This is a genomic window from Paraburkholderia fungorum, assembly GCF_046027215.1.
Classification (GTDB): domain Bacteria; phylum Pseudomonadota; class Gammaproteobacteria; order Burkholderiales; family Burkholderiaceae; genus Paraburkholderia; species Paraburkholderia fungorum_D.
Map to the genome: position 1 here is coordinate 4,452,502 of NZ_JAQQEN010000001.1, position 25,880 is coordinate 4,478,381.

18 protein-coding genes, 1 tRNA gene and 3 riboswitches are annotated in these 25,880 nt (G+C 60.8%); of the genes, 12 read left to right on the forward strand and 7 right to left on the reverse strand.

The window, feature by feature from the left end:
• Positions 1-15: 15 nt before the first annotated feature.
• Positions 16-810, reverse strand: coding sequence for a hypothetical protein (locus PQR27_RS20090; protein ID WP_408525256.1), 795 nt, complete (start codon positions 808-810; stop codon positions 16-18).
• Positions 811-1,550: 740 nt separating this feature from the next.
• On the reverse strand, positions 1,551-2,561 hold the full coding sequence (locus PQR27_RS20095) for a sodium:calcium antiporter (protein ID WP_408525257.1): 1,011 nt from the start codon (positions 2,559-2,561) through the stop codon (positions 1,551-1,553).
• Between the two features lie 104 nt (positions 2,562-2,665).
• Positions 2,666-2,833, reverse strand: a riboswitch (yybP-ykoY riboswitch).
• Positions 2,834-2,979: 146 nt separating this feature from the next.
• Here PQR27_RS20095 and PQR27_RS20100 point away from each other — a divergent pair.
• From PQR27_RS20100 to PQR27_RS20110, 3 genes are all read left to right on the forward strand, one after another.
• Positions 2,980-3,999 carry an NADP-dependent oxidoreductase gene (locus PQR27_RS20100; protein ID WP_408525258.1) on the forward strand — a complete coding sequence of 340 codons (1,020 nt, stop codon included), beginning with the start codon at positions 2,980-2,982 and terminating at the stop codon, positions 3,997-3,999.
• Between the two features lie 353 nt (positions 4,000-4,352).
• Entirely contained in the window at positions 4,353-4,709 is a 357-nt protein-coding gene (locus tag PQR27_RS20105; RefSeq protein WP_408525259.1) for a helix-turn-helix domain-containing protein, read from the forward strand.
• Between the two features lie 102 nt (positions 4,710-4,811).
• Positions 4,812-5,066, forward strand: a complete 255-nt coding sequence (locus PQR27_RS20110) for a SymE family type I addiction module toxin (RefSeq protein ID WP_408525260.1) — start codon at positions 4,812-4,814, stop codon at positions 5,064-5,066.
• A 285-nt stretch (positions 5,067-5,351) separates the two neighbouring features.
• On the opposite strand, the gene PQR27_RS20115 is transcribed toward PQR27_RS20110, so the two are convergent.
• The 3 genes from PQR27_RS20115 to PQR27_RS20125 form a co-directional block, all read right to left on the reverse strand.
• Positions 5,352-5,951, reverse strand: coding sequence for an HIRAN domain-containing protein (locus PQR27_RS20115; RefSeq protein ID WP_408525261.1), 600 nt, complete (start codon positions 5,949-5,951; stop codon positions 5,352-5,354).
• A gap of 107 nt (positions 5,952-6,058) precedes the next feature.
• A complete protein-coding gene (locus tag PQR27_RS20120; RefSeq protein ID WP_408525262.1) occupies positions 6,059-7,222 on the reverse strand; it encodes a HipA domain-containing protein in 1,164 nt (387 codons plus the stop codon).
• Positions 7,193-7,268 (reverse strand) — tRNA-Arg (locus PQR27_RS20125). Before PQR27_RS20125 ends, PQR27_RS20120 begins: the two co-directional genes overlap by 30 nt.
• Positions 7,269-7,553: 285 nt before the next feature.
• Between PQR27_RS20125 and PQR27_RS20130 the strand changes: the two genes are divergently transcribed.
• Positions 7,554-8,462, forward strand: coding sequence for a c-type cytochrome (locus PQR27_RS20130; protein ID WP_408525263.1), 909 nt, complete (start codon positions 7,554-7,556; stop codon positions 8,460-8,462).
• Between the two features lie 78 nt (positions 8,463-8,540).
• Here the strand turns inward: PQR27_RS20130 and PQR27_RS20135 are convergent, their stop codons facing one another.
• Positions 8,541-10,631, reverse strand: coding sequence for a UvrD-helicase domain-containing protein (locus PQR27_RS20135; protein ID WP_408525264.1), 2,091 nt, complete (start codon positions 10,629-10,631; stop codon positions 8,541-8,543).
• A gap of 402 nt (positions 10,632-11,033) precedes the next feature.
• On the opposite strand from PQR27_RS20135, the gene PQR27_RS20140 reads away from it, so the two are divergent.
• From PQR27_RS20140 to PQR27_RS20170, 7 genes are all read left to right on the forward strand, one after another.
• Positions 11,034-12,083, forward strand: a complete 1,050-nt coding sequence (locus tag PQR27_RS20140; protein ID WP_408525265.1) for an oxidoreductase — start codon at positions 11,034-11,036, stop codon at positions 12,081-12,083.
• Positions 12,084-12,871: 788 nt separating this feature from the next.
• A complete protein-coding gene (locus PQR27_RS20145) occupies positions 12,872-13,222 on the forward strand; it encodes a hypothetical protein (RefSeq protein ID WP_408525266.1) in 351 nt (116 codons plus the stop codon).
• A gap of 145 nt (positions 13,223-13,367) precedes the next feature.
• Positions 13,368-13,469: riboswitch (glycine riboswitch) on the forward strand.
• A 34-nt stretch (positions 13,470-13,503) separates the two neighbouring features.
• Positions 13,504-13,647, forward strand: a riboswitch (glycine riboswitch).
• Between the two features lie 80 nt (positions 13,648-13,727).
• Positions 13,728-14,846: a glycine cleavage system aminomethyltransferase GcvT gene (gcvT, locus tag PQR27_RS20150; RefSeq protein WP_408525267.1), complete on the forward strand. Its 1,119-nt coding sequence runs from the start codon at positions 13,728-13,730 to the stop codon at positions 14,844-14,846.
• A 64-nt stretch (positions 14,847-14,910) separates the two neighbouring features.
• Entirely contained in the window at positions 14,911-15,291 is a 381-nt protein-coding gene (gene gcvH, locus PQR27_RS20155) for a glycine cleavage system protein GcvH (RefSeq protein WP_408525268.1), read from the forward strand.
• A gap of 87 nt (positions 15,292-15,378) precedes the next feature.
• Positions 15,379-18,315, forward strand: a complete 2,937-nt coding sequence (gene gcvP, locus PQR27_RS20160) for an aminomethyl-transferring glycine dehydrogenase (protein WP_408525269.1) — start codon at positions 15,379-15,381, stop codon at positions 18,313-18,315.
• A gap of 124 nt (positions 18,316-18,439) precedes the next feature.
• On the forward strand, positions 18,440-19,573 hold the full coding sequence (locus PQR27_RS20165; protein ID WP_408525270.1) for an alginate lyase family protein: 1,134 nt from the start codon (positions 18,440-18,442) through the stop codon (positions 19,571-19,573).
• Positions 19,574-19,599: 26 nt separating this feature from the next.
• Entirely contained in the window at positions 19,600-20,988 is a 1,389-nt protein-coding gene (locus tag PQR27_RS20170; protein WP_408525271.1) for an L-serine ammonia-lyase, read from the forward strand.
• A gap of 595 nt (positions 20,989-21,583) precedes the next feature.
• Here the strand turns inward: PQR27_RS20170 and PQR27_RS20175 are convergent.
• The gene (locus PQR27_RS20175) at positions 21,584-23,806 is read right to left on the reverse strand and encodes a hydroxyethylthiazole kinase (RefSeq protein WP_408525272.1); all 2,223 of its coding nucleotides are present in this window, start codon (positions 23,804-23,806) and stop codon (positions 21,584-21,586) included.
• A gap of 303 nt (positions 23,807-24,109) precedes the next feature.
• Here PQR27_RS20175 and PQR27_RS20180 point away from each other — a divergent pair, with 303 nt between their 5' ends.
• Positions 24,110-25,834, forward strand: coding sequence for a thiamine pyrophosphate-binding protein (locus PQR27_RS20180; RefSeq protein WP_408525273.1), 1,725 nt, complete (start codon positions 24,110-24,112; stop codon positions 25,832-25,834).
• The last annotated feature ends 46 nt before the right edge of the window (positions 25,835-25,880 follow it).

A 25,880-nucleotide genomic window follows, 5' to 3' on the forward strand; every position in this document is an offset into this window, starting at 1 on the left:
CTCTCAGGGTCCGTGTTACTTGCCGAACGTCATGTTCAGGCCCGCGAAGATCGTGAACTTCGGCACGCCGGCACCGGAATGCGCGACTGAGTACTGCGGTTCGATGAACGCGTTGTAGATGGTCGAGCCGCCTTTCCACGCCTTGCCCGCGCCGAGACCGACCGGTATGTAATAGCTGCCGTGCTGAAGATCGAAGGTCCACGTGCCGGTGGAGCGGATGTACCAGCCGCCGGGCAGGTTGAAGATGCCGAACGGCTGCGCGGTGAGCGACTGGGTGGTCGGCCGGCTGCTTTGCCCGGCGAACGAGTGTTGCCATTGCACCAGTGCGCCGAGCAGTCGCGCTCTGGTCGCGCTCACCGCGACGGCGGCGAGGCCGGCCTGCCACTTGCCAGTGCCGAGGCTCGGGTCGGTGGCGGTCGGCATGGTCACAAGCGGGCCGACACCGATCTGCACGTCGCCTTGCGAAAGCAGGAAGATGTCGAACAGGTTCAGATCGCCGAGTCCCGTGTCGTAGCCTCCGCTCGGGTCGGGCCGCGTGCTGACCGGCAAGGTTCCGCGGAAAATCTGCGGCACGCCAATCAGGCTATTCGGGCCGATCGGCACGGTGGGGCGCAACAATAGATCGTTGGTGTGCGCGCTCGCGCCAAACACGCTGGGCGTGTAGTAGTTCTGGATGTTGAATGACGCTGCCAGATTGAGCGGGTTATTACTTTTATTGGCTTCGTCGGCCGACGCCTGCGCAAATGCCGGCGACGACACAACTGCCGCGGCGCATAACGCAGCAGCACAGAGCACTTGCCTGTGACGCATTCTCTTGCCTCGTCCGGAGGTTACTTTTTAATAAGCGAGCGCACTCCTTTGCCTGACGCAAATAAAAACAAAGGAATACCGCTACGCTCTTTTCGATTAAATCAATTCAAACCGCGCAGGCGCGAGAGTGCCCATCCCGGCACCACAGGTTGCCGGGAGAAAGTCCAGAACAAATAAGTCCCGCGGCTAAAGGCCGCTATCTCTATGCAGAGGTCGAAAAAGCAATACAACTGGATACATGGCTTGCATGGACGCTCCTTGAACCCAACAGAACGCCGCACCAAACAAGGCATGCGGAAACACAAGATTCATAACGAGGTACATCGTTGCGGAATACTAGCAAACGTTTCGCGAAAATACAGAGATAAATTTGTAACACGAACGAAAGCGTGGCAATTCTTGCCGGTGATCAGCTTATATCAATTTAAATTGCTTTTTTTTGTTGCCTCTTTGGCAATCGCTCGCGCAATCCAACTGGCCTTCTATATATGCCGTTTGCAATGATTGGCATTAAAGGCACTGCTCAGAAAAGCAACAACGCGCTACGGCAATAACCGCGCCCATTAGAGTGGCGCTCATTGCAGGTTTGCCCTATCGCTATTAATCATGTGGCTTTCATGATTCGCACTATGTGCGGGTTGTCACGGAGCGAAACCGCCGCCGCGGCGGCGTCCAATCAGGCGGGCCTATCGGCCCACGGAGAAACAGGCCGCGCTTGGCGGCCTACCCTCACCTCACGCCTAGCGCGTCAGCGTAATCGCCAGATAGGCGATGTACAGCACGCCGCACACTAGCAACGCCCACACCGGCACGCCGCGCTCGCGCACGTTGATGCGCAGCCACGCGGCGGCGGCGAGCGTGATCACGATACCGGTCACCACTTCGATGCGCGGCTCCCATGGCGTCAGCAGAATTCCGATTGCGGGCAGTAGGGTCCCCTGGAAGACCATTGCGCCGGTGATGTTGCCGAACGCCAGCGTGTCCTTGTCGCGGCGAATCCACAGGATGCTGTTGACCTTTTCAGGCAGTTCGGTGGCGATCGGGATAATCAGCAGCGACAGCAGCAGCGGCGAGACGCCCAGCGCCTGCGACACGCCCCGCACGCCGTGAATGAAGCCTTCCGCGCCCCACACCAGCAAGGCGACCGCCAACGCCAGCTGCACGGCAATCGTCGCGAGGTTAGTTGGCAGGCCGAGACGCGACAGCAGCATCTTGCCCGGCGCTTCGGTGCCATGGCCGGCGTCGACGAGTTTGTCCGAAGCGCGGAACGTCATCACCACGTAAGTGATATACACGCCGACCAGCGCCGCGCTGAAGAGCGCCCGCACGATCATCTGCTCATGCGGCACGTACATCGCCACAGCAGCCAGCACGAAGGCGCAGAGGAAATAGTTCAGATCGCGCGTGAAGCCCGTGCGCTCCGGCGCCACCCAGCCTTTGGCGCCACGCGAGCCGAGAATCGCGAGCGTCATCAGAAAAGTGGAAAGGGTCGAGAGCATCAGCGGCGCGCCGAGAATCGCGCCGACGCCGATCTCCTGGTTGACCGCGTTATCGGTTGTGCCGCCGGCGATCGCGAGCAATGGCACAAGGGTTTCGGGCAGGGCCGTGCCGACCGCGGCGAACAGCGAGCCCGTCACACCTTCGGAGATTTTCAGGCGCTCGCCGAGATGCTCGAGTGCGTTGGTGAAGAGCTCGGCCGCCACCAGAATGACGACCAGCATGATCGCGAGTTCGAACAGAAGACCCGTCATGCGCGACTCCCGGCACACGAAAAACAGGAACGATGCGGCGAACGGCCGCGCGGGAAGACTGGCAGGGCACAACGGTATTTCACAGGGCAACTCCGTGGTCGGACGTAGGTGACGAACCCATGACGCACCGCCACCCGTCCGACCAGAACGAAGCAGTGCGCCAATGGTCTCGCCAAACCGACCCGGTCGAACGCGCCATGGCCTGCAGGCCAAGTATGTTGACGCGCTCTCCTTCAACGTATGAAGGAAGGCTACTCCCCAGTGACCGGGGGATTCTAGCGGTATGCCCGGCTTTCAACAAGCTTGTAGCCGGACGGCCGAGGGGCAGCGGACGGCGCCAACGTGAAGTTCGGCATCAGAGGCCGGCGAGCGCCACTGGTAAAATTGCTCACCGTCTACGACAGCAGTGAGTCCTAACATGAGTTATCAGAATCGCCAGTGGTTTTACGTCAAGCGCCCCGAAGGACGTGTCGGCGATGAGCATTACGAATTGCGCGAAAGCGAAATCGACGCCGATTTGTCATCGAACGAGGTGTTGATTCGGGCGCGCATTATCAGCGTCGATCCGTATATCCGTATCCAGCAACACGAACGCAATACCTACGACGTGCCGCATCCGCTCGGCATCGTGCAGCGGGCGGGCGTGGTCGGTGAAGTGGTGGCCTCGGCGAGTCCGCTCTTCAAGGAAGGCGACTGGGTGTCGACATATAGCGGCTGGCAGCTATACGCCAAATGCCACCACAGCGAACTGACCCGGCTCGACCCCAACGCAGCGCCGGTTTCGACCGCGCTCGGCGTGCTCGGCATGCCGGGGCGCACCGCGTGGTTTGGCTTGATGGAAGCGGGAAGGCCGCGCCCGGGCGACACGCTGGTCGTGTCTGGCGCGGCGGGTGCGGTCGGTTCACTGGTCGCGCAGTTCGGCAAACGTGCCGGCTGCCGCGTCATCGGGATCGCCGGCGGCGCGGAAAAATGCGCGTTTCTCACCGATACGCTCAAGCTCGACGGCGCGGTCGATTACCGGGCGCATCCCACGCTCGAAGGTTTGCGCTCGGCCCTGCAAGCGGCGACCGGCGGCGTCGATGTGTATTTTGACAACGTGGGCGGCATGGTCACCGACGCGGTGATTCCGCTCATCAAGCGTCGCGCGCGAATCGTGATTTGCGGGGCGATCGCTCAATACGATGGCGGTCTCGACACGCCGGACCTTGCGCCACGCTTCCTGCAACACATGCTGTTTCAGCGCGCGACCATCCAGGGGATTCTGGCGCGCGACTTCGCGCACCGGATGGACGAAATGCTCCAGACGGTCGCGCCTTGGGTGAAGAACGGCGAGATTGTTTACCAGGAAACTTATGTTGACGGTTTCGACGCGCTGCCGAATGCGCTGAATAGTCTGTTCGAGGGGAAGAATCTCGGGAAGCTGCTGGTGCGGGTGTGATGGGGGCGTGACGGAGCGGGCGGGAGTCGGTCGTGACGACGGCTGTCGTTCGCAGCAGGACTGCGTGGAACGAACGGAGAACCGACCGCGCCGCCCTCCCAGTGCGATCACGCTCCCCGCAGCCCTTTCTGCATCGCCTCTTCCAACGCACGATTGGAAGCGCTCTACCACCACTTCGGCTCTCATGCGCTCAATCTAGAAATCGGGGATGTGGGCCATGCTCGTCCCTGATGCCAAAGACCTCTATGCTCTGATTGATGCAGTCTTAAATCCACTGTATAGTGGATTAATGGCAAACCGAGCGAAAGGGGACCTAGAATGGCTACATTTCTTTTTCGTTGGAATGCGTTGATATGTCCGTCTTTGCTGAACAACTTCGTCTGTTGCGCTCCACACGACAGATGACTCAGGTGCGGCTCGCGGAGTTGCTTGAAGTGAACCCTCGTGTCTATAACCGGTGGGAACGTGGCCTTGCAACGCCGCAGTTCGATACAGCCGTGAGGATCGCCGACATCTTGCAAATCACGCTCGATGAACTTGCAGGCCGAACGCCCGCTCCGGCGGAGCCCAAGATTCACAATCACGAGTTATTGAATCTCTACCAACAGGTAGACAGCTTGCCCGACGCCGAACAACAAGCGTTGATTCTGGTAATAGACAGTTTCGTCAGGAAGATGCAGGTTCAGAAGGTCATGAGCCGCCGACGATAGCGACATCATGAAGTAGATGTACGACGTAGAAGAAGCGCGGGCAATGGGTGCGCCAACACTCACCGCCCGCTGACCACAACCAACTCAAATACGGAGTTGATCATGGCTAACGCCGATCTTAAAACACAATCACGAAAAGCCCGTAAACCTCGTCAGCCGGAGTACGAGCATCGCAGCGGCATCCTGCGAAACACCCCTGATCCGGGGCCAATGGCGCCAGACGGACAGTCGTATTTTCCGTGGATGGAAATTGCCGACCGATGGCTCGCTTCCGCCGGGTTCAAACCGGGTGAGCGCGTCAGCTTTAGTATCGATTACCGTCACGCCCGGCTGACCATCAGGCCATTCCTCGGATGACAGACGCGATGAAGGGCCGCACTGGCGGCTCTTCACGTAATCGGCTTGGCGTGAGCAATGTTCCCAGCCGACACAGCAAGCTGCGCGCTGTTCGACCGCCTGAACGGAATTGATCGACGCAAACGAAATGAACAGGCACAACGCCGAGATGTCAGAGCAAACCGTACGCGACGTTTACCCGCATATCAATCTCATAGACGTGGGCAAGTTAGCCCAAGAACACGAAGTCCGACTTCAGTTAAAGAGCCCCGCCGAGCGCAGCGCCCTTAACTTGCTAGCGGCATATTAGCCGCGCTGCGTAACCGCTACAAACAGATAAACTAGCGGGCGATCCGGCTTCCCATTGAGGCGATCGATGTGTGCCTCAATGCTTCCTGCGTCGAGCCATCGATGTACTGAGGGAAGCATCGGTCGTGGGACATATCCAATCTTCTTGCCTGACCAATGGATTGCTACAGCCATTTTGTCAGCGTCGTTGAAAGGCTCTGGCACAAATCGAACGCCATCTCCGACTTGGAGTTCGTTCTGTGGCACACCTTGGCGCCAAAAGCCGGCAACCTCCATTACCGTTTCAAGAGGCAACGGCGCCGTCGTAAGATCGGGGCAAAGCTCAAACCCATCGCCTGGCAGCTTCGCACCGGTGTAGCCAAGCAAAGCGAGATCAGATCCTTGAAAGTCCGGTGGAAGTCGATATTTTTCCAGATACTCCGCGAAATCTCGCCGCTTGCGCGACGGCAAACGCCGAACGAACGCCTCTAAAATACCCTTTCGATGCTCGTCCTCAGCCCGATTGAAAGCCGGATAACCTTGAAACCCCTCTTGCTTTGCCAGTTGGTAGTCGGCGGTCTGATTGAGGTATCTGAAGACAGGCTCGCCGCCTTCCATGACGATCTCCGCGACCACATGACGGCGCCGGCTTTCCCGGCCAGTCTCGGACGACGGCTGCCACGAGAGCCAAAGCCTCGCCGGCTCTGCCACGTGCTCAATTTGCCTCATGACAATATCGCGCATAGTTGCCTGTATCGAAGGTTCACTAGTTTGAGCGTGAAGCGAATGCGAGCTTCTCCAAGCTTCACTGGCAAGTCAAGTCTACACAGTTCGGCGAGCCGCTGTTCGAGTTCCTCAATGGAAAATAGCGCTAACGTCTCCTGAAGCGGCGCTTTCAGCGCCGGGTGTGATTCGATCATGTATTTGACCATGTCCAAATGCTGACACCTTGCCGCATCATCAGTGTTGATCTTCATATGATGGCGTCCCCGGCCGAGATAGGCCGCACACCTGTTATCGTCCCAGTCGGCCACATGCTGAAGGTGTCTCTCCATCCCCAAGCTCGTTCCGTTGTCGAAAAGGGGCGCTAGTCGCTCTCGTGTAGTTATTCCGTCTGGCAGCGTCCACGCAAGAAAGCCCCAATTATCTTGGTGGCGATCGGTGTTGCCAATCAGTGCATCGAAAAGGAACGCCCGGCCCCAGTAAAGAAGCCAGTCGTCAGTTAGCCCATCGCGAGAGGCCCGGATGCAGGCACGCTGCACCAATTGGAAGCTATGTTGAGTTCCTCGTTTTCGATCGTAATCAGGGACGAGCCGTTGCAAGCGGTTGCCACCAGCAATGAATGACTGCTCCCCATCAACGAAAAACCATTCGATCAGTGCTCCACATACTTCCCGCTCGCGATGAACCGCAATATAGGCTGGCGGCACCTCCACATTTAGCAAGCAACCGACAACATAAGCGATTGTCTCCGCCCAAAATTGCTCCGGATAGCGCGGATCAGAAAGCTTGAACAGGTATCGCCGAGCAGGCTTGATGAAATCGAAGGGCAGTGGGTCCGGCGGAAACAGAGCGGATTTTTCGCGTGCACCTTCGGGATAGCGTGGGTGCTCCGGATCTTCAGGCCAGTCGGCGACGTATATAACGCTTGGCTGGATTACGGGTATCACGGTCGCTCCATGCAATAGCACGATCCACACGCTGATGAACAGTTGCGAAGAACTGTCGAAAGCGTTGCTGACCTTCTTACGGCACGGAATAACTCGATCGAGTTGACGCGTCGATTCCGTATAAATTCCGTACGCAAAGAAAAAGGGCTTGGCAGAGTTGAGCCAAGCCCTTGAATTTTTCCATTTCTCTGGTGCGCCCGGCTGGGATCGAACCAGCAACCCCTGCCTTCGGAGGGCAGTACTCTATCCATTGAGCTACGGGCGCTTCAACACGAAAGCGCGGCAACCTGAACGGAAGCGACGCCAAAGCGAGACCGGAAGGATACCCGGTTTCGCTCCAACCGTCCACCGGACGGCCTGCATGGCTGAATCTGGCGCTTTCCAGGCGGCGCCGCTCACGTCCGCCGATGCGGGTAAACGCCTGCTGAACACCTCGCCGCGCCCCTCGCCGCCGCCGAAATGTTCCGTCTATAATCGTCCGTGGCTGAATAGAGAACAAGAAGTTGCCGTCACGCTGTACCGCTCACATACCCACGGAGACGAGACAAGCATGAGCGAAGCACCACACGGAGCCCCAATCAAAACCCCCGGGCAGCTCATTGCCGCGATCATTGCCAGTTTTGCGGTACCGATCGTCATCATCGTTCTGCTAGTGATCTACGTCGATAACTCGACACGCACCGGCGCCGGCACCGACAGTCTCTCCGAAGCGGAAGTCACCGCCCGCATCAAGCCGCTCGCCCAGGTCGACATTCGCGACGCCAATGCGCCGCGCGTCTATAAATCGGGTGAAGAGGTCTATAAGGCGGTTTGCTCCGCCTGTCATGCGGCGGGCACGGCGGGCGCGCCGAAGTTCACCAATACCGCTGACTGGGCGCCGCGCATCGCGCAGGGCTTCGACACGCTGTGGCACACGGCGCTCACCGGCAAGGGTGCCATGCCGGCGCGCGGCGGCACCAGCCCGGACGACTACAGCGACTTCGAAATCGCCCGCGCCGTGGCCTATATGGCGAACAATTCCGGCGCGAGCTTCCCCGAACCGGCACAGCCGGCAGCGGGTGCGGCAACTCCAGCAGCTGCGTCAGGTGCAGCTGCCGCAGCTGCGCCAGCTGGCGCGTCGGACGCAGGCGCCGCGCAGGCCGCTGCCGCGATGGCGGCCATGGCGAGCGTGCCGCAAGCCGCCGCACCGGCGGCCGGCGGCACCCAGAGCGCGGATGCGTCGCAAGCCGGCAAGGCGCTATATCAGCAGGTTTGCCAGGCCTGTCACGCGGCCGGCGTGCTGAACGCGCCGAAGTACGGCGACAAGGACGCCTGGGCGCCGCGCCTGAAAGAGCCGATGGACACCGTCTACAACTACGCGCTGCATGGCAAGGGCGCGATGCCGGCCAAGGGCGGCTCGACTGCATCCGATGCCGACGTGAAGGCTGCCGTCGACTACATGGTCAGCGCGGTGAAATAAGCCGCTTCTCGCGCTCACCGCAGAACGAAAAAATCCCTGCACCGTGGCAACACGGGCAGGGATTTTTTATGCGCTCAATCAGGGCTTCTGCAACAGCGCCTTCAAACTCGCGAGCCGGTCTTTCGGCGACATCGGCGCTTCTTCGGGTGTCGGCGGCGGGGCGTCGTCGAGCAGCATTTCGGGGATGAACCGTGACGGCTCGCACACCACGGTTTCGCGCGCCCGCTTGCGCTTCTTGCACCAGTTCAAATGCAGGCTGCGTTGCGCGCGCGTGATTGCGACGTACATCAGGCGCCGCTCTTCCTCGATACGCGCGTCGTCGATCGGTGCGTCGTCGGCGCCGCCGCGGTGCGGCATGATGCCTTCTTCGACGCCCACCAGGAACACGTGCGGATACTCCAGCCCCTTCGACGCATGCACGGTCGAGAGGCGCACCGCGTCCGGATCTTCTTCCTTGCCCTCGAGCATCGACATCAGCGCGACGGTCTGGATCAGGCCGAGCAGACTCTTGCCGGTATCCGCGAGACCGTCGGCCGTGTCGTAACCGGTTGCCTCGCCTTTGTCGGCGCCGCCGGGCTCGGCCTTGGTACCTTTGCGCTTGAGCCACTCGACGAATTCGAGCACGTTTTGCCACTTCGACTGCGCCTGGCGTTCGTCGAACGCATCGTACAGATAGGCTTCGTAGTGGATCGCGTCCATCAGTTCGTCGAGCAACGTGCCCGCGGCATCTTTCTCGGCGCGATCGGTCAGGCGCTGCATGAAGTCGCAGAACACGCGCATCGGCTCAATCTGACGCGGCGACAAACGCGCCTCGATGCCGCCCATGTACACCGCCTCGAACAGCGACACTTTTGCCTGACCCGCGAACGAGCCGAGCGCCTCGAGCGTCGTATTGCCTACGCCGCGACGCGGCGTGGTGATCGCGCGGATGAACGCGGGGTCGTCGTTTGCGTTGGCGATCAGGCGCAGATACGCGCAGATATCCTTGATCTCGGCTTTGTCGAAGAACGACTGGCCGCCCGACAGCACATACGGAATGCGCTCGCGGCGCAGCACCTGCTCGAAGATGCGCGCCTGGAAATTGCCGCGGTAAAGGATCGCGTAGTCGCGGAAATTCGCGCGGCGCTCGAACTTGTGCGCCGACAGACGGAACACCACGGATTCGGCTTCGTGCTCTTCGTCATTGCAGGGCGTGACGGTGATCGTGTCGCCCATGCCGTGTTCGGACCACAGCTTCTTTTCGAACAGCTTCGGGTTGTTCGCGATCACGTTGTTCGCGGCGGTGAGAATGCGCACCGTGGAGCGGTAATTCTGTTCCAGCTTGATCAGATGCAGCTTGGGAAAGTCTTTGCTGAGCTGCCCAAGATTTTCGAGCGTCGCGCCGCGCCAGCCATAGATTGCCTGATCGTCGTCGCCGACCGCCGTGAACGCCGCGCGCTTGCCGGCCAGCAGTTTCACCAGTTCGTACTGGCACGCGTTGGTGTCCTGATATTCGTCGATCAGCAGATAGCGCAGCTTGTTCTGCCAGCGGTCGCGCACCTGCTCATTCTTCTCGAAGAGTTCGGCGGGCAGGCGGATCAGGTCGTCGAAATCCACCGCCTGATACGCATGCAGCGTCGCCACGTAATTACGGTAGACGATCGCGGCCTGGTGTTCATCTTCATTCGCGGCGATCGCGATCGCCTGTTCCGGCATGATCATGCCGTTCTTCCACAGCGAGATGATCGACTGGATCTTGCGGATGAAGCCCTTGTCCGTCGAGCCGACCTGCTCCTGAATCATGCCGAAGCAGTCGTCCGAATCCATGATCGAGAACTGCGGCTTCAAACCGACGTGTTCCGCTTCCTGCCGCAGAATCTGCACGCCGAGCGAGTGGAAGGTACAGACCGTCAACTGGTTGACGGGCACCTTGCGGCCTTCCTTGCCGGGCGTAGTGAGCGTCTTGCCCTCGAGCAGCTTGCCCACGCGCTCGCGCATTTCCAACGCGGCCTTGTTCGTGAACGTGACGGCGGCGATGTGGCGCGGCTCGAAACCTTTGGCTTCGATCAGGTGGGCGATTTTCTGCGTGATCACACGCGTCTTGCCGCTGCCTGCGCCGGCGAGCACGAGACACGGACCGTCAAGATAACGGACCGCTTCATTTTGGGCGGGGTTCAGGCCTGCGGACATCGTCTGTGGATGGGTAATGCGGTTGAGGGCGCTTCGCTGCGCGGTCGCGAGACCGAAGACCCGGGGGCATGCTGCGCGGTGCGGCCGGCTGGAACGGGCGCTACGGCGTGGCACGCGGCGCTCCGGCGGCCGACGCTCCGCGCGAGAGGAGCGATGTTAACACGGATGGCCGCTACGGATGACCGCGCAGGATATTCACGAAGGGTGGCCGCTACGGACTGCCTTGGTCACTGACTTTGACCGACAGTGGCAACTGCAACTGCAACGGACGCTTTAGCGGATTTCCCGGACAGACGTCTATCAGGAGGCTGTCGGTGTGCCATCAGGCCATGCCACAATTGAGGTGTTGCGCGCCGACGCCGCGGTGGCAAAGCGGCGCGCCGTTTTTGCAGGAAGACACGCATGTCCGCATCGCTGAAGATTGGATTGATGGGTTATGGTTTTGCTGGCGCGACGTTCCACGCGCCGGTGATCGAGCACTGCGGACGGGCGAGTGTCGCGGCCATCGCGACCAGCCAGTCTGCGCATGCGCTGGCCGACTATCCGCACGCGAAGGTGGTGGCCGATCTCGACGCACTGCTGGCGCTCGACGAAATCGAATGCATTGTGATCGCGACGCCCAACGACACGCACTTCGATCTTGCGCGCCGCGCGCTTGAAGCGGGCAAGCACGTGGTGGTCGACAAACCCGTCACGCTGACTGCCGCCGATGCCCACACGCTCGCGAACATCGCGCTGGCTCGCTCACGCCTGTTCGTACCCTTTCACAACCGTCGCTGGGACGGTGATTTCCTGACCGTGCGGGATTTGCTTGCCAGCGGGCAATTAGGGCGCATCACGCACTACGAATCGCATTTCGACCGCTTCCGGCCACAGGTGCAGCAGCGCTGGCGCGAGGAGGCTTCGCGCGGGGGCGGCTTGCTGTTCGATCTTGGGCCGCATCTGATCGATCAGGCGTTGGCGTTGTTTGGCGCTCCTCGGACCGTTTCGGCGACGGTGCGCGCGCATCGCGATCAGGCTAGCGCACCGGATTATGTGCATATCCAGTTGGGGTATGACGAATTCGAGGTGGTGTTGCACGCCAGCGCGTTGACTGCGCTGGTCGCGCCGCGGTTTACGATTCACGGCACGCGTGGGAGCTATGTGAAATATGGGCTCGATACGCAGGAAGATCAGTTGAAAGCTGGACTGCGGCCTGGCGATGAGGGGTTTGGCGCCGGCAATGCGGCGGGGGCGCTGCGCGTGCTGGAAGGTGAGCGGGTTGTTGAGCGGGAGGTGCCTACCCGCAATGGGGATTACGTCGGGTTTTATATCGCGTTGGCTGATGCCATTCAGAATGGCGTGAAGTTTCCTGTTAGTGCTCAGGATGCGGTTGATGTCATGACTGTTGTCGAGCTTGCCGCTCGGAGCTCGGATGAAGGTGCTCGGTTGGGGTTTGATCGTATCAAATGATGGGGTTTTTTTGCCTTTGGCGGCGGCATTTCGTTGTGCCTGCGGCGTTGGCCTTTTCTTGTTTGCTTATTGGTTTATTAGCGTCGCCCCTGTGCGGGGCGGCACCTACTTTTCTTTGCCGGCCGCAAAGAAAAGTAGGCAAAAGAAAGCGGCTTCAAACCGCTAATTCTTAAGCGGATCCCCTGGCTTGGAGGGGACTGTGGCTCCGTAGAGATTGAGCCTGCGCACCTTCCCTCGTGAGTGACCAGGCCGTCATGCTTCCAGCGGCGCTGCGCGCGCCGGGGCGGTACTTCTCAAAACCGTCTATGTTTTCAGCGCCACGCTGAGGCGAAGCCGATGGATGGCCCCCACCGCGTACAAACGAAGCACCCGGTTTCCCTGGCAGACCCGTCCGCGACGCACGCAGTGCGGAGTGGGAGCGGATGACGGCTGTGTCACAGACCGTTATGGACCGAGGTGTGATCCGTTAATCGGACCACCAGCCCCTCCAAGCCAGGGGACCCACTTAAATGTTGGCGGTTGGAGCCGCTTTCTTTTGCCTACTTTTCTTTGCGGCCGGCAAAGAAAAGTAGGTGCCCCCCGCACAGGGGGAACGCTAATAGACCAATAAAAAATGAAACAACCACTGCCGTAGGCATCCAGCAATAATGCCGCCGCCAAAGGCAAAAAAGACCATCACCTCGCCTGGAACATCCCGTTACAAAAAACCACCCCACCGCGGTCAGCGCAAAACAACAACAATCCGTTGCTACCCGATAACGTCACAAAACCCGCCTTCCGGAGAGCCCATGCCCTATACCATCCGCGCATTAACCGCATGCGCACTACTTAGCACTTTGGCCGCCTGCGTGGTGACCCCTCAACCGGCACCGGCACCCCGCCCCAACCCGCAGCAGATCGCAGATCAACGCCTGCACCAAGTCAACGGCCGCCTCGACAACCTCGGCCGCCGCATCGACAACCGCGTGAATCAAGGCTACTACCCGCCCCCGCAAGGCGCCTCCCTGCACCATCGGCTGGATGTGATCCGTCAGGAAGCCCACGACATGGCCGCCCAACACGGCGGCGGCCTGTCATCCGACGAACAGCGCGTTCTGAACCAGGAACTGGACAACGCAGCCCACGCCATCGGCGAATAATCGCGCCAGGTCAGGCATCCGCGCACCATGAGCCCCGCGGGCACCACGTCCCGCGCTTTTTTTGATGCGCGCGTTCCCGCCGCGCCAATCTCCAAGCCGCTCACAGGCCTTAATTTGACAAGCCCCCGGCCCTCGCGTACATTCGCCGCACGCGTCGGGAGAGCGCGCTGGCCGCATATTTTCAGCAGGCCGCGCCGCCGAAGGGGCACACCCGCAAACTCTCAGGCAAAAGGACCGACCGCGTCGAAGAACCCGCGCTGAGGCAACATCAAGGCTCAGGTTTTTCGCACTCTGGAGAGCGGCAGTAGCCGTCTGCATGCGCAGACCCGGCAGGCTGCCCACCGAAGGGGCGCGCGTTTAACCGTGATGAATCAACGTTCTCACGGCGGCGCAATCTCTCAGGTATCGAGGACAGAGGGGTCATGCAACGCAATCGCTCGCAGGCATAAGCCGCGAGGCGTAGCGCCGCATGGCCTTTTTTGTTTCGCGAGACGCCCGAGGCCCCATGACCGAACTCAAACACACCCCGCTCAACGCCACCCATCGTGCGCTCAACGCCCGCATGGTCGATTTCGGCGGCTGGGATATGCCCGTCAACTACGGCTCGCAAATCGACGAACACCGCGCCGTGCGCACCGACGCCGGCATGTTCGACGTCTCGCACATGTGCGTCGTCGATTTCACCGGCGAACGCGTGCGCGCCTTCTTCGAATACGCGCTGGCCAATAATGTCGCCAAGCTGCAAACGCCCGGCCGCGCGCTGTATTCCTGCCTGCTGAATCCGAACGGCGGCGTAATCGACGATCTGATCGTCTACTACTTCGGCGAAGATCATTTTCGTGTAGTCGTCAACGCCGGCACCGCCGACAAAGACATCGCCTGGTTCGGCCAGCTCAACGCCGAAGGCAGCTTCGGCCTGACCATCACGCCGCGTCGCGATTACGCAATCGTCGCCGTGCAAGGCCCGAACGCGCGCGAAAAAGTCTGGCAAACCGTGCCGGTAGCGCGCGCCGCCACCGAAGCGCTGAAGCCCTTCAACGCCGCGCGCATCGAAGACTCGCCGTTTGGCGAATTGACCGTCGCCCGCACCGGCTACACCGGCGAAGACGGCTTCGAAATCATCGTCCCGGCGGACCACGTCGTCGCGCTCTGGACCGCGCTGCAAGCGCAAGGCGTGCGCCCCGCAGGTCTGGGCGCGCGTGACACGCTGCGCCTCGAAGCCGGCATGAACCTCTACGGCCAGGACATGGACGACAACGTCTCGCCGCTCGATGCCGGCCTCGCGTGGACGGTCGATCTGACCTCACCGCGCGATTTCGTCGGCAAGGGCAAGCTCGAAGCCGATGGCTCGCAAGCGGCATTTGTCGGCCTGATCCTGCGCAAGGAAAACGGCAAGGCAGCGGGCGTGCTGCGTGCCCATCAAAAAGTCGTCACGCCGCACGGCGAGGGCGAAATCACCAGCGGCACTTTTTCACCCACCATGCAGGAATCGATCGCTTTTGCGCGCGTGCCGAAAGGCGTGCAGCCGGGCGACACCGTTCACGTTCAGATTCGTGACAAAGCCCTTCCTGCAAGCGTGGTAAAACTGCCATTCGTGCGCAACGGCAAAGTGCTCGCGGTTTAAGCCGCCGGCGCGTGCGTCAGTCCACTTTTAAGTTTCTACCGAACACACCGCATAGGAGCATCCGATGAGCATCCCGGCCGATCTGAAATATACCGAATCGCACGAATGGGTCCGCACCGAAGCGGACGGCACGCTGACGGTCGGCATCACCGACCACGCGCAGGAAGCGCTCGGCGACATCGTCTTCTTCGAAGTCCAGGAACTGGGCAAGACTGTCACGGCAGGCGACACCGTCGCCGTGATCGAATCGGTGAAAGCCGCTTCCGATATCTACGCGCCGGTCTCGGGCGAAATCATCGAAGCGAACACGGCGGTCGCCGACACACCTGACTCGGTCAACACCACGCCGTACGAAAGCTGGCTCTTCAAGATCAAGCCGGCCGCGGGCGCGACGCAAGATCGCCTGATCGACGCCGACGCCTACTCGAAATCGATCGGCGCCTGATCTACCTACTCGTTTAAACCGTCAGGTGCGGCGCGTCCGCTTCAACAGTCATAGTCGAACGGACTGCCGCACCGCCAGGAACACCCCATGAAGCTCGAACACCCGGATCGTCTGATGAACCGCACTCCTCTCTCGCTCGCCGCGCTCGAAGTGCATGACGCCTTCGCCGAACGGCACATCGGCCCGGATTCGGCCGACCAGCATGCGATGCTCGAAGCCCTCGGCTTCGCGTCGCGCGCCGCGCTGATCGACGCCGTCATCCCGAAGACGATCCGCCGCGGCGAAACGCTGCCGCTCGGCCCCTTCGCGCAACCGAAGAGCGAGGCCGAAGCGCTCGCCGCGCTGCGTGAACTGGCGGACAAGAACCAGGTGTTCCGCTCGTACATCGGGCAGGGCTACTACAACGCACACACGCCGACGGTGATCCTGCGAAACGTGCTGGAAAATCCGGCGTGGTACACCGCGTACACGCCGTACCAGCCGGAAATCTCGCAGGGCCGTCTGGAAGCGCTGCTGAACTTCCAGCAGATGATCGTCGACCTGACGGGTCTGGCGATCTCGAACGCATCGCTGCTCGACGAAGCCACCGCTGCCGCCGAAGCAATGACGCTGCTGCAACGCATCGGCAAACCGAAATCGAACGTGTTCTTCGTGGCCGACGACGTGCTGCCGCAAACCATCGAAGTGGTGAAGACACGCGCCACGCCGGTCGGCATCGAAGTGAAGGTGGGCCCGGCCGCGGAAGCCGCGAACGCCAACGCGTTCGGCGTGCTCCTGCAATACCCGGGCGTGAACGGCGACGTGCGTGATTACCGTGCGCTCACCGAAGCGATCCACGCAGCGGGCGGCCACGTGGTGGTCGCAGCCGACCTGCTGGCGCTCACCGTGCTCACGCCGCCGGGCGAATGGGGCGCGGACGTGGCGGTCGGCAATACGCAGCGCTTTGGCGTGCCGGTCGGCTTCGGCGGCCCGCATGCGGCCTATCTCGCCGTGCGCGACGAATTCAAGCGTCAGATGCCGGGCCGTCTGGTCGGCGTGACGGTCGACGCGCAAGGCAATCCGGCACTGCGTCTCGCGCTGCAAACGCGCGAGCAGCATATCCGCCGCGAGAAGGCCACCTCGAACGTGTGTACCGCGCAAGCGCTGCTCGCGATCATGGCCAGCATGTACGCGGTTTATCACGGCCCGCACGGCCTGAAGACGATTGCGCTGCGCGTGAACCGCATTGCTGCGTTGCTGGCTGAAGGTGCGAAGCAACTGGGCTACACGCTCGTCAACGAAACGTTCTTCGACACGCTGACATTCGAAAGCGGCGCGCGCACACAGGCGCTTCACGACGCCGCGAAAGCGAAGCGCATCAACCTGCGCCGCGTGAGCGACACGCAAGTCGGCCTGTCGATCGACGAAACCACGACGCGCCACGATCTGGCCGATCTGCTCGCCGTGTTCGCCGAAGCAGCGGGCGCGAAAGACGTGCCGCAAGTCGACGCGCTCGACACAGCCATCGCCGGATCGAATCGCGCATCCGTGCCGGCTGCACTGGAGCGCACCAGCGCCTACCTGACGCACCATGTGTTCAATCGCCACCATTCGGAAACGGAAATGCTGCGCTATCTGCGCAGCCTGTCGGATAAAGATCTCGCACTCGACCGCTCGATGATCCCGCTCGGCTCGTGCACGATGAAGCTGAACGCGACGTCCGAAATGCTGCCGGTCACGTGGCCCGAATTCGGTCAGATTCACCCGTTCGCACCGGCTGAGCAGACCATCGGCTATCGCGAAATGATCGATCAGCTCGAAGAAATGCTGGTGGCGGCCACCGGTTACGCAGCGGTCTCGCTGCAGCCGAATGCCGGCTCCCAGGGCGAGTACGCCGGTCTGTTGATCATCCACGCATACCACGCGTCGCGCGGCGAAGCGCATCGCAACGTCTGCCTGATTCCTGCTTCGGCGCATGGTACGAACCCCGCGTCGGCGCAAATGGCCGGCATGCAGGTGGTCGTGGTCGCGTGCGACGCGCAAGGCAACGTCGATACCGCCGACCTGCAAAAGAAAGCCGAGCAACACGCCGAGAAACTGGCGGCCATCATGATCACGTATCCGTCCACGCACGGCGTGTTTGAACAGAACGTCCGCGAAATCTGCGAGATCGTGCATGCGCACGGCGGTCAGGTGTATGTGGACGGCGCGAACATGAACGCGATGGTCGGCCTGTGCGCGCCTGGCCAGTTCGGCGGCGACGTCTCGCACCTGAACCTGCACAAAACCTTCTGTATTCCGCATGGCGGCGGCGGCCCGGGTGTCGGTCCGGTCGCGGTGGGTGCGCATCTCGCGCAGTTCCTGCCGAATCAGATTTCATCGGGTTATGAACGCGCGCCGAATGGGATTGGCGCTGTGTCGGGCGCACCGTACGGGTCGGCTTCGATCCTGCCGATCTCGTGGATGTATATCGCGATGATGGGTGCGAAGAACCTCACCGCTGCCACCGAAACCGCGATCCTCAATGCGAACTACGTCGCGAACAAGCTCGCGCCGCATTATCCGGTGCTGTATTCGGGCCCGGGCGGCCTGGTCGCGCACGAGTGCATTCTCGATCTGCGTCCGATCAAGGACAGCAGCGGCATTACCGTAGATGACGTCGCCAAGCGCCTCGCCGACTACGGCTTCCACGCACCGACCATGAGCTTCCCGGTACCGGGCACGCTGATGGTCGAGCCGACCGAATCGGAATCGAAGGAAGAACTCGACCGCTTCATCGAAGCGATGATCGCGATCCGCGAGGAAATCCGCGCTGTCGAAGAAGGCCGCTCGGACCGTGACGATAATCCGCTGAAGCACGCGCCGCACACGGCGGCGGTCGTGATCGCCAACGACTGGAAGCACGCGTATGCGCGCGAAACCGCTGCGTATCCGTTGCCCACGCTGATCGCGAAGAAGTACTGGCCGCCGGTCGGCCGTGCGGACAACGTGTACGGCGACCGCAATCTGTTCTGCTCCTGCGTGCCGATCGCCGACTACGAGTAAGCGCGGCTGCTACCGCGCACCACCTACCGGTTGCAAGCAGGCGGTGGGGTGGTGCGCGGTTCTGTCGTTCGTGCCCGCAAACGGCTAACATCACACACCGAATCAGCCTAACGAGGAGTTTCGCATGGCGCGACAGGTGCGATTGATGCAAAGCCGGACCGGAATGAGGCGAATCCAGAAGACGTGGCAGCAGGCCTGCTCACTGTTGCTGGCTGGCGCAGCCGTGCTGCTGCCGCTGCGGCAGGCGCAGGCGGCAATGAATTTTTGTGCGGCGCCCGCGCTGCAAACCAGCGAACGCACGAGCGCCGACCCCGGCGTCAAGGCGCTGGTCAGCAACGTGCAAGCGCATCTGAACGAGCAGCCGCATGCGCTGGCGAAATTGCACACTGAAGGCACGCTTCCGCACGAGGGCATCTACGATCAGAGCGTCGAGGCGGAAAAGGATCTCGATCTGTTGCGCGACGCCGCGCTCGCCTGGCGCGCCACCAGCGACGACCGTTATCTGAAGCTGGTCGACCGTTTGCTGTTCGCATGGGTCACCACTTATCAGCCGAGCTTCAATCCCATCGATGAAACCCGTTTCGAAGGCCTGATCCTCGCCTACGACATGACCGCGAGCGCGCTGCCGGTGAAAACGCGCAATGCGTCGATGGCGTTTCTGACGAAATTTGCGAACGGTTATATCGCACAGATCGACGCGCAGCCGCGGCCGTTGAAAGACACCTATCGGAACAATTGGCAAAGCCACCGGATCAAACTGATTGCGATGGCAGCGTTCACGCTCGACAACCGCAAGATGATCAATGCGGCACAGCGTCTGTTTGACGAGCATATCGGCGACAACATCGCGCCGGACGGATCGACGGTGGATTTCGGCGAACGTGATGCACTGCACTACGTTACCTACGACCTGCAACCGCTCGTGACCGCCGCACTCGCCGCCCGCCGCCACAACCGCAACTGGTTACCGGAGAAGGGTTCGAACGGCGCCTCGCTGGCGGCCGCGCTGAACTGGTTGACACCATATGCGGACGGCAGTAAGACACATGAAGAATTCGCGCATTCGAACGTCGCGTTCGATGCCAAACGTCGCGAAGCCGGCTTGCCGGGCTACTCGGGTCAATGGGACCCGAAGAACGCGACCGAACTGTTTCACCTGGCGGCGCGTCTCGACGGACGCTATACGCCGATCGCGCTGCAGCTCGCACCGACGCCGCCCGCGTGGCTCGCCGTGTGTTTGCCGCTGCCGGCGCGCTAAACCCACATTTACCAGCAGGAGCAGTAATGGCAGTCAGCGTGTTCGACCTCTTCAAAATCGGCATTGGCCCGTCCAGTTCGCATACGGTCGGGCCGATGCGCGCGGCGCTGATGTTCGCTCAAGGGCTCGAACGTGATGGGCTGCTCGGCGCGACGGCATCGGTAAAAGTCGATCTGTATGGTTCGCTCGGTGCAACCGGCAAGGGTCACGGTACGGATCGCGGCGTCATGCTGGGCTTGATGGGCGATGCACCCGACACCGTCGATCCCGACACGATCGTGCAGCGGCTCGACGCCGTACGCGCGTCGCGCAAACTCGCGCTACTCGGCACGCACGAGGTGCCGTTCGTGCAGAAGGATCACATTTCGTTTTACCGGCAGGCGCTGGCCGAGCATCCGAACGGCCTGACACTGCGCGCATTCGATGCACAAGGCGCGGCGCTGCGCGAATCGACGTATCTGTCGGTCGGCGGCGGCTTTGTGGTGACGGCAGGCGCGCCGAATACGAAAGTGCTGAGCGCTGTCGACCAGTTGCCGCACTCGTTCCGCAGCGGTAACGAGTTGCTCGCGCTGTGTGAATCGACTGGCAAAAGCATCGCGCAATTGATGTGGGAAAACGAGCGCGTCTGGCACACGGAAGAAGAGACGCGTGCGGGCCTGTTAAAGATCTGGGACGTGATGCAGTCGTGCGTGGCGCGCGGTTGCGGCATCAACAACCCCGATGCCGATGGCAATCTGCCCGGACCGTTCCAGGTGAAACGCCGCGCGCCGCAGCTCTATCGCGCGCTGTCGGGTAATCCTGAACTGGCGCTGCGCGATCCGCTGTCGATGATCGACTGGATCAATCTGTATGCGATCGCCGTGAATGAAGAGAATGCTGCCGGCGGCCGCGTCGTCACCGCGCCGACCAATGGCGCGGCCGGCATCATTCCGGCGGTGCTGCATTACTACACGCGCTTCATGCCGGGTTCGAACCAGCAAGGTGTGATCGACTTCCTGATGACGGCCGCGGCGATCGGCATCCTGTACAAGCTGAACGCGTCGATTTCGGGCGCGGAAGTGGGATGCCAGGGTGAAGTGGGTGTGGCTTGTTCGATGGCGGCTGGCGGACTCGCCGCGGTGATGGGCGGCACGCCGAAGCAGGTGGAGAACGCAGCGGAAATCGGCATGGAGCACAACCTGGGGCTCACGTGCGATCCGGTCGGCGGGATGGTGCAGATCCCGTGCATCGAGCGCAATGCGATGGGCTCAGTAAAGGCTGTCAATGCCGCACGTATGGCGCTGCGCGGTGACGGCACACATTACGTTTCGCTGGACTCCGTGATCAAGACAATGATGCAGACCGGCGCGGATATGAAGACCAAGTACAAGGAAACGTCGCGCGGTGGGTTGGCGGTGAATATTGTGGAGTGTTGAGGGCGGGGATGGGGGTAGATGGGTGGCCGAAGGGGACCCGTGCATTGTCGATTGCGAGGTGCACCGCGTTGACGTCCGCACGCGCGCCAAGGTATGTCAGTTGTATGCGTCTCTACAATCTAACACGGTAGTCTTTACCCCCGAAATGCGATAGCACTCTGAGGGCAGATAAAGCGCTTTTGCCCGGCTCCACGAATACACAACCTTTGTTTCGGCAAAGCCGGGTGGCGCCTGAGTAAGTGTGATCCATTGCGCTGGACGAGCAGATTTTCCCTTACCCCGAACCGCATCCATGCTGGCTACGGGCGGTGAAGTCAAGACGATGCACCACCGGTTCCCAGTGCGTTTCTCAAAGATGGTCCGAGAAGAATTGGTACCCGAAGTCGTGTCTTGGCTGAGAAGCATCTCGCTGGCATCATACCGATTTGTGGTACTCAGCACGTTGTCATCGTTGGCGTAGTCAGGCCCATACACCGCTACCATTCCTTCTTCAATCGAGCCATAGCACGCGCCGTAGTGCGAGTTAGCCCACGCGGGAGGTAAGGCCAAATGTCGTTCTCCGAATGCGGGTATTGCCACGAGAAAAAACAGGAAGCTAAGGCTTCTGTGCAGCATAGGTAACCGTTACGGTTTGGGTTGAAGGGACCGCAGCCGGCGGAAAGGTGCTGCAGAGAAAAGGATTGCCCGGGGGCGACAAGGGCGGATAGTTGAGCGTTCCGGTATCCGTTCTGGGTGGCTGATCCAGCAACACCTCTGCGAGAAGCGACGCAAACTGTTGACGATTCACATATCCGTGGCCGCCTCCATTAACGAGCCAACTGATAAAGCCCACTACCGCTGGCGACGTACCAAGATCCGCGACGCGATTGATGTTGTGCTTGCCCCGAAATGTCTTTGCCAGCCAATACATAGCTGATGATTCGGCTGCATGAACGAAATCCGTAGCAACAATTTTTGGGTCGAATCGAGGCGACCAGCGCTGCGTCGCGCCGCCATTCGCCCAAATATGCGCCGACGTTGCTGTTATTCGATGATCCGCGTATGACAAGACCGCATTATTTGGAATACTCCGATATCGGCTATATGCGTCATAGTTGAGCGGCCAGGTTAGTTGTAGGTAGCCTCTGCCATAGAAAGGGCCGTAGACGCGTCCATTGCCGCTCGAATCCTCCGCCATCGTTCGGAGAATATCGGTCTCAATGTGCACCTGCGCCAAGAAATGCAACAGGCGGAGCCGGCTTTCATTCAGGTATTTCCGGTAAATAAGATTTATAGGTTTCGCATGTGTGCTTCCACGGTCAAACGCCACATTCCAAGGCATGTTTCCGGAAAGCGATCTCCTCGGGAGGCATTGAGCGAGTTCGTTCGCGCTCAGCCAGCCACACTTCCTGAAATGCTCAACAAAAGCCTTCGGCGGGAAATGCCAACATTGGTCGGCTGCTGGCAAATGCGCGTCGTCGATTTCTTCCCAGAAGGCCAAAGCTTGTATATGAGCTTTCAGGAGGGCGAAACCGTCTGATGACAACAAGACATGTAAGCTTTCACTCGACTCCTTGAGCCAGCCCCAACGGTGCTCGATGGCCTCTTCGTTTTTCGACCACTCGATTGGAAATTTGCAGATCGCCGTCGACAAGCGTGCGCGCGCACCGTTGTCATGCAGCCCTTGCACCGCCTCCGCATGCGAGACGTGGCCATCACCATTCAGGTCAAGCCAACGTCTGATCGTTGGTGAATTACATAAGCTTTTCGCCATTGTGTCGTCGTCGATCAGATTCCATCCAGCCCAATCTGGGAAGTCTGCGTCGCTATAGATGCCAATGCCGGGAAGGCTCAAGTTAATCCATCCGGTGGCGTCAGGCGTCGTGATCTTTCGCCAGTGGCCGAACTTACTACCTGTGGGCAGGAAGTCGGTGCCAACGGTACGCCCGAAACGCAGAATTTCGTAAATTGAAGCAGGCGCCGGCACCGTCGCATAGGCGCAACCCGCCGCCTGGTTCAACTCGACGTACTTTGCGCTCAGCCGGGTGGCTTCCTTGTAAAGGTCATATTCGTAGCCACTCCCGCACGGTAGGGATCTGAACACGGCATAGTGCCCCGCGGCATCTTTTTGGAACGTCGTGAGAGTGCACTCCCCCTTTTGATATCGCATGCGGATCACGTACTCCCGTTGGGTCGTGCGCGCTGCTTGCGGTGTGATGGTGCTGCATGGTGGCGGTTCTCTGTCGTCCAGCCGATACGGATGTGGCTCTCGATTCTCGAAAACCGGAGTTCCTTTCGGCACCCTGAACCAGATATCCCCATAGATAGCATCCTTGCGGCCGACCATCGCGGCGAGCGGCCCCGCGGTACGACCGACAAGCTTCCGCAGGTTCGCGTGGTTGCAGACGATTTCAAAATGGATCTGACCAAGCTGCCCGTATATCTGGCCCGCAATGCCGATAACATCCTTCCGATAGACCTTGTTGCCGACGATCATCGGCGAGCTGACGGTTTGCAGATGCATATAGATCGAAAAAAATGTGACCTTTGCATCTTCGCCTTCGCCGATCTCGGTGGAATGCCTGATCACCACGCAGCCGTCATCTGTACGCACGCCGCGATACGACAAAGCCGTTTTCTCAGTGACGTCGGTTTGGCGCGTATAAACAATCGTGCCGTCGGCAATGGCACGGACAGGCGCAGCGGTTCCGTGTGCATCGCGCGGCGCAATGAGGTGCGAGCCACCGTGCCAACCGAGGTTGAAGCTGACAGGATAGGCGCCGTTTCCCGGCGCACATTCCTGCATACCAGCGGCACACATATCCTGATCGGGAATCACGGTATTTCCCGCTTCAGCGGAAGCTATGTCAGAAGTGGGCACATGCGGCAGGAATGGAGGACTTATTAGCATTGCTTATCGTCACTCGCATTTGGAACGATTAAATTGGACATTCGCTGGCCCACGTTTCCCGTACTTATCGAAAGCTGGATGCTACGCGTCAAATTCATCTCGAAAAATACTGCTTTCAGTAAAACGACCATCTGCCCCGTGACGTCGACGGCATAGTCGGCGTAAGCTATAGGCGGCAATTCGCCTGAACAAGACCTACGCGTTACCGACTCGCATGGAGGCCTCATCGCAATGTCGCTGCCGAATGCTCCCGCTTCTGATTCCCCCGCCGCCCAAACCACCGGTGCGCGTCTCATCGTCGATGCCCTGCTGACGCACGGTGTCGAACGTGTTTTCTGTGTCCCCGGCGAGAGCTTTCTCGCCGTGCTCGATTCCCTGCACGACGAAACCGATCGCATCCAGACGATCGTCTGCCGGCACGAGGCGGCGGCCGCGAATATGGCCGAAGCCGTCGGCAAATTGACCGGCCGCCCCGGTGTCGCGATCGTCACGCGCGGGCCCGGTGCCACGCACGCGTCGATCGGTGTGCACACCGCGTTTCAGGATTCCACGCCGATGATCCTGCTGATCGGCCAATGCGCGCGCGAGCATCTCGATCGCGAGGCCTTCCAGGAAATCGACTACCGTCGCATGTTCGGTCAGATGGCGAAGTGGGTCGCGCAGATCGACGATCCAAAGCGTATTCCCGAATATCTGAGCCACGCGTTTCACACGGCAACATCCGGCCGACCAGGGCCCGTCGTGCTGTCGTTGCCGGAAGACGTCTTGAGCGATGCATGCGAGCGCGTTGCCGGCGCACCGGCCTACAAGCGCGTCGCGGCGTCGCCGTCTGCCCCGCAACTCGAGCAGTTGCGCCTGCTGCTCGAAGGGGCACAACGGCCGATGGTGATCGCCGGCGGCAGTGGCTGGACACCCGCTGCATGCGCGGACTTGCAGCGCTTCGTGGAGAACTGGCACTTGCCGGTCGGCCTCGCGTTCCGCTTCCAGGACACGCTCGACAACGAGCATCCAAACTATGCCGGCGATGTCGGGCTCGGCATCAATCCCGCGCTTGCTCAACGTATCCGCGACGCGGATCTGCTGCTGACACTTGGACCGCGTCTGGGCGAAGCGACCACCAACGGTTACACGCTGCTCGACATTCCGAAAACGCAGCAAACCCTGGTTCACGTCCATCAAGGCGCGGAAGAACTAGGGCGCGTCTATGCAGCAGATCTGCCGATCGTGTCCGGCATGCCGGAACTCGCGGCGCTGCTTGCCGAACTAGAACCTTCATCCGGCACGCCCGCATGGGCGGGCACGGCGGAACAAGCGCATCGCGCGTATCTGGACTGGCGCAAACCGCGTCAGATTCCCGGCGACGTGCAGATGGGCGAAGTCATCCAGCAGTTGCGCGCGCAACTACCCGAAGACGCAATCCTCACCAACGGCGCGGGCAATTACGCGACGTGGCTTCATCGGCATTTCTCGTACCGGCATTTCCGCTCGCAACTCGCGCCGACCAGTGGCGCGATGGGCTACGGCGTGCCGGCGGCGATTGCAGCGAAGTCGCTCTATCCGCAGCGCGCGGTGGTCGCGTTGGCCGGCGACGGCTGCTTCATGATGTCCGCGCAAGAGCTCGCGACGGCGATGCAATACGATCTGCACGTGATCTTTATCGTCGTGAACAATAGCCACTTCGGCACGATCCGGATGCATCAGGAGCGGCATTATCCGAATCGCGTGCACGGAACGGGACTCACGAATCCGGACTTCGCGGCGTTCGCGCGCTCGTTCGGCGCACATGGCGAGACAGTGGAGCGGACAGAAGATTTCCTGCCTGCATTGCAGCGCTCTATTGAGGCGAGGCGTGCAGCGGTAATCGAAATTCGCATGCCGCAGGAGGCGAGCACGCCGGGCGCGACGCTGGAGCAGATTCGGGAGCAAGGGCGGAAGATGCGCGGGGAGTCGGTTTAGCAAAAAAGTTCGCGGCCGGTGTGTCTATCGTGCCTAAGTGCCTTGA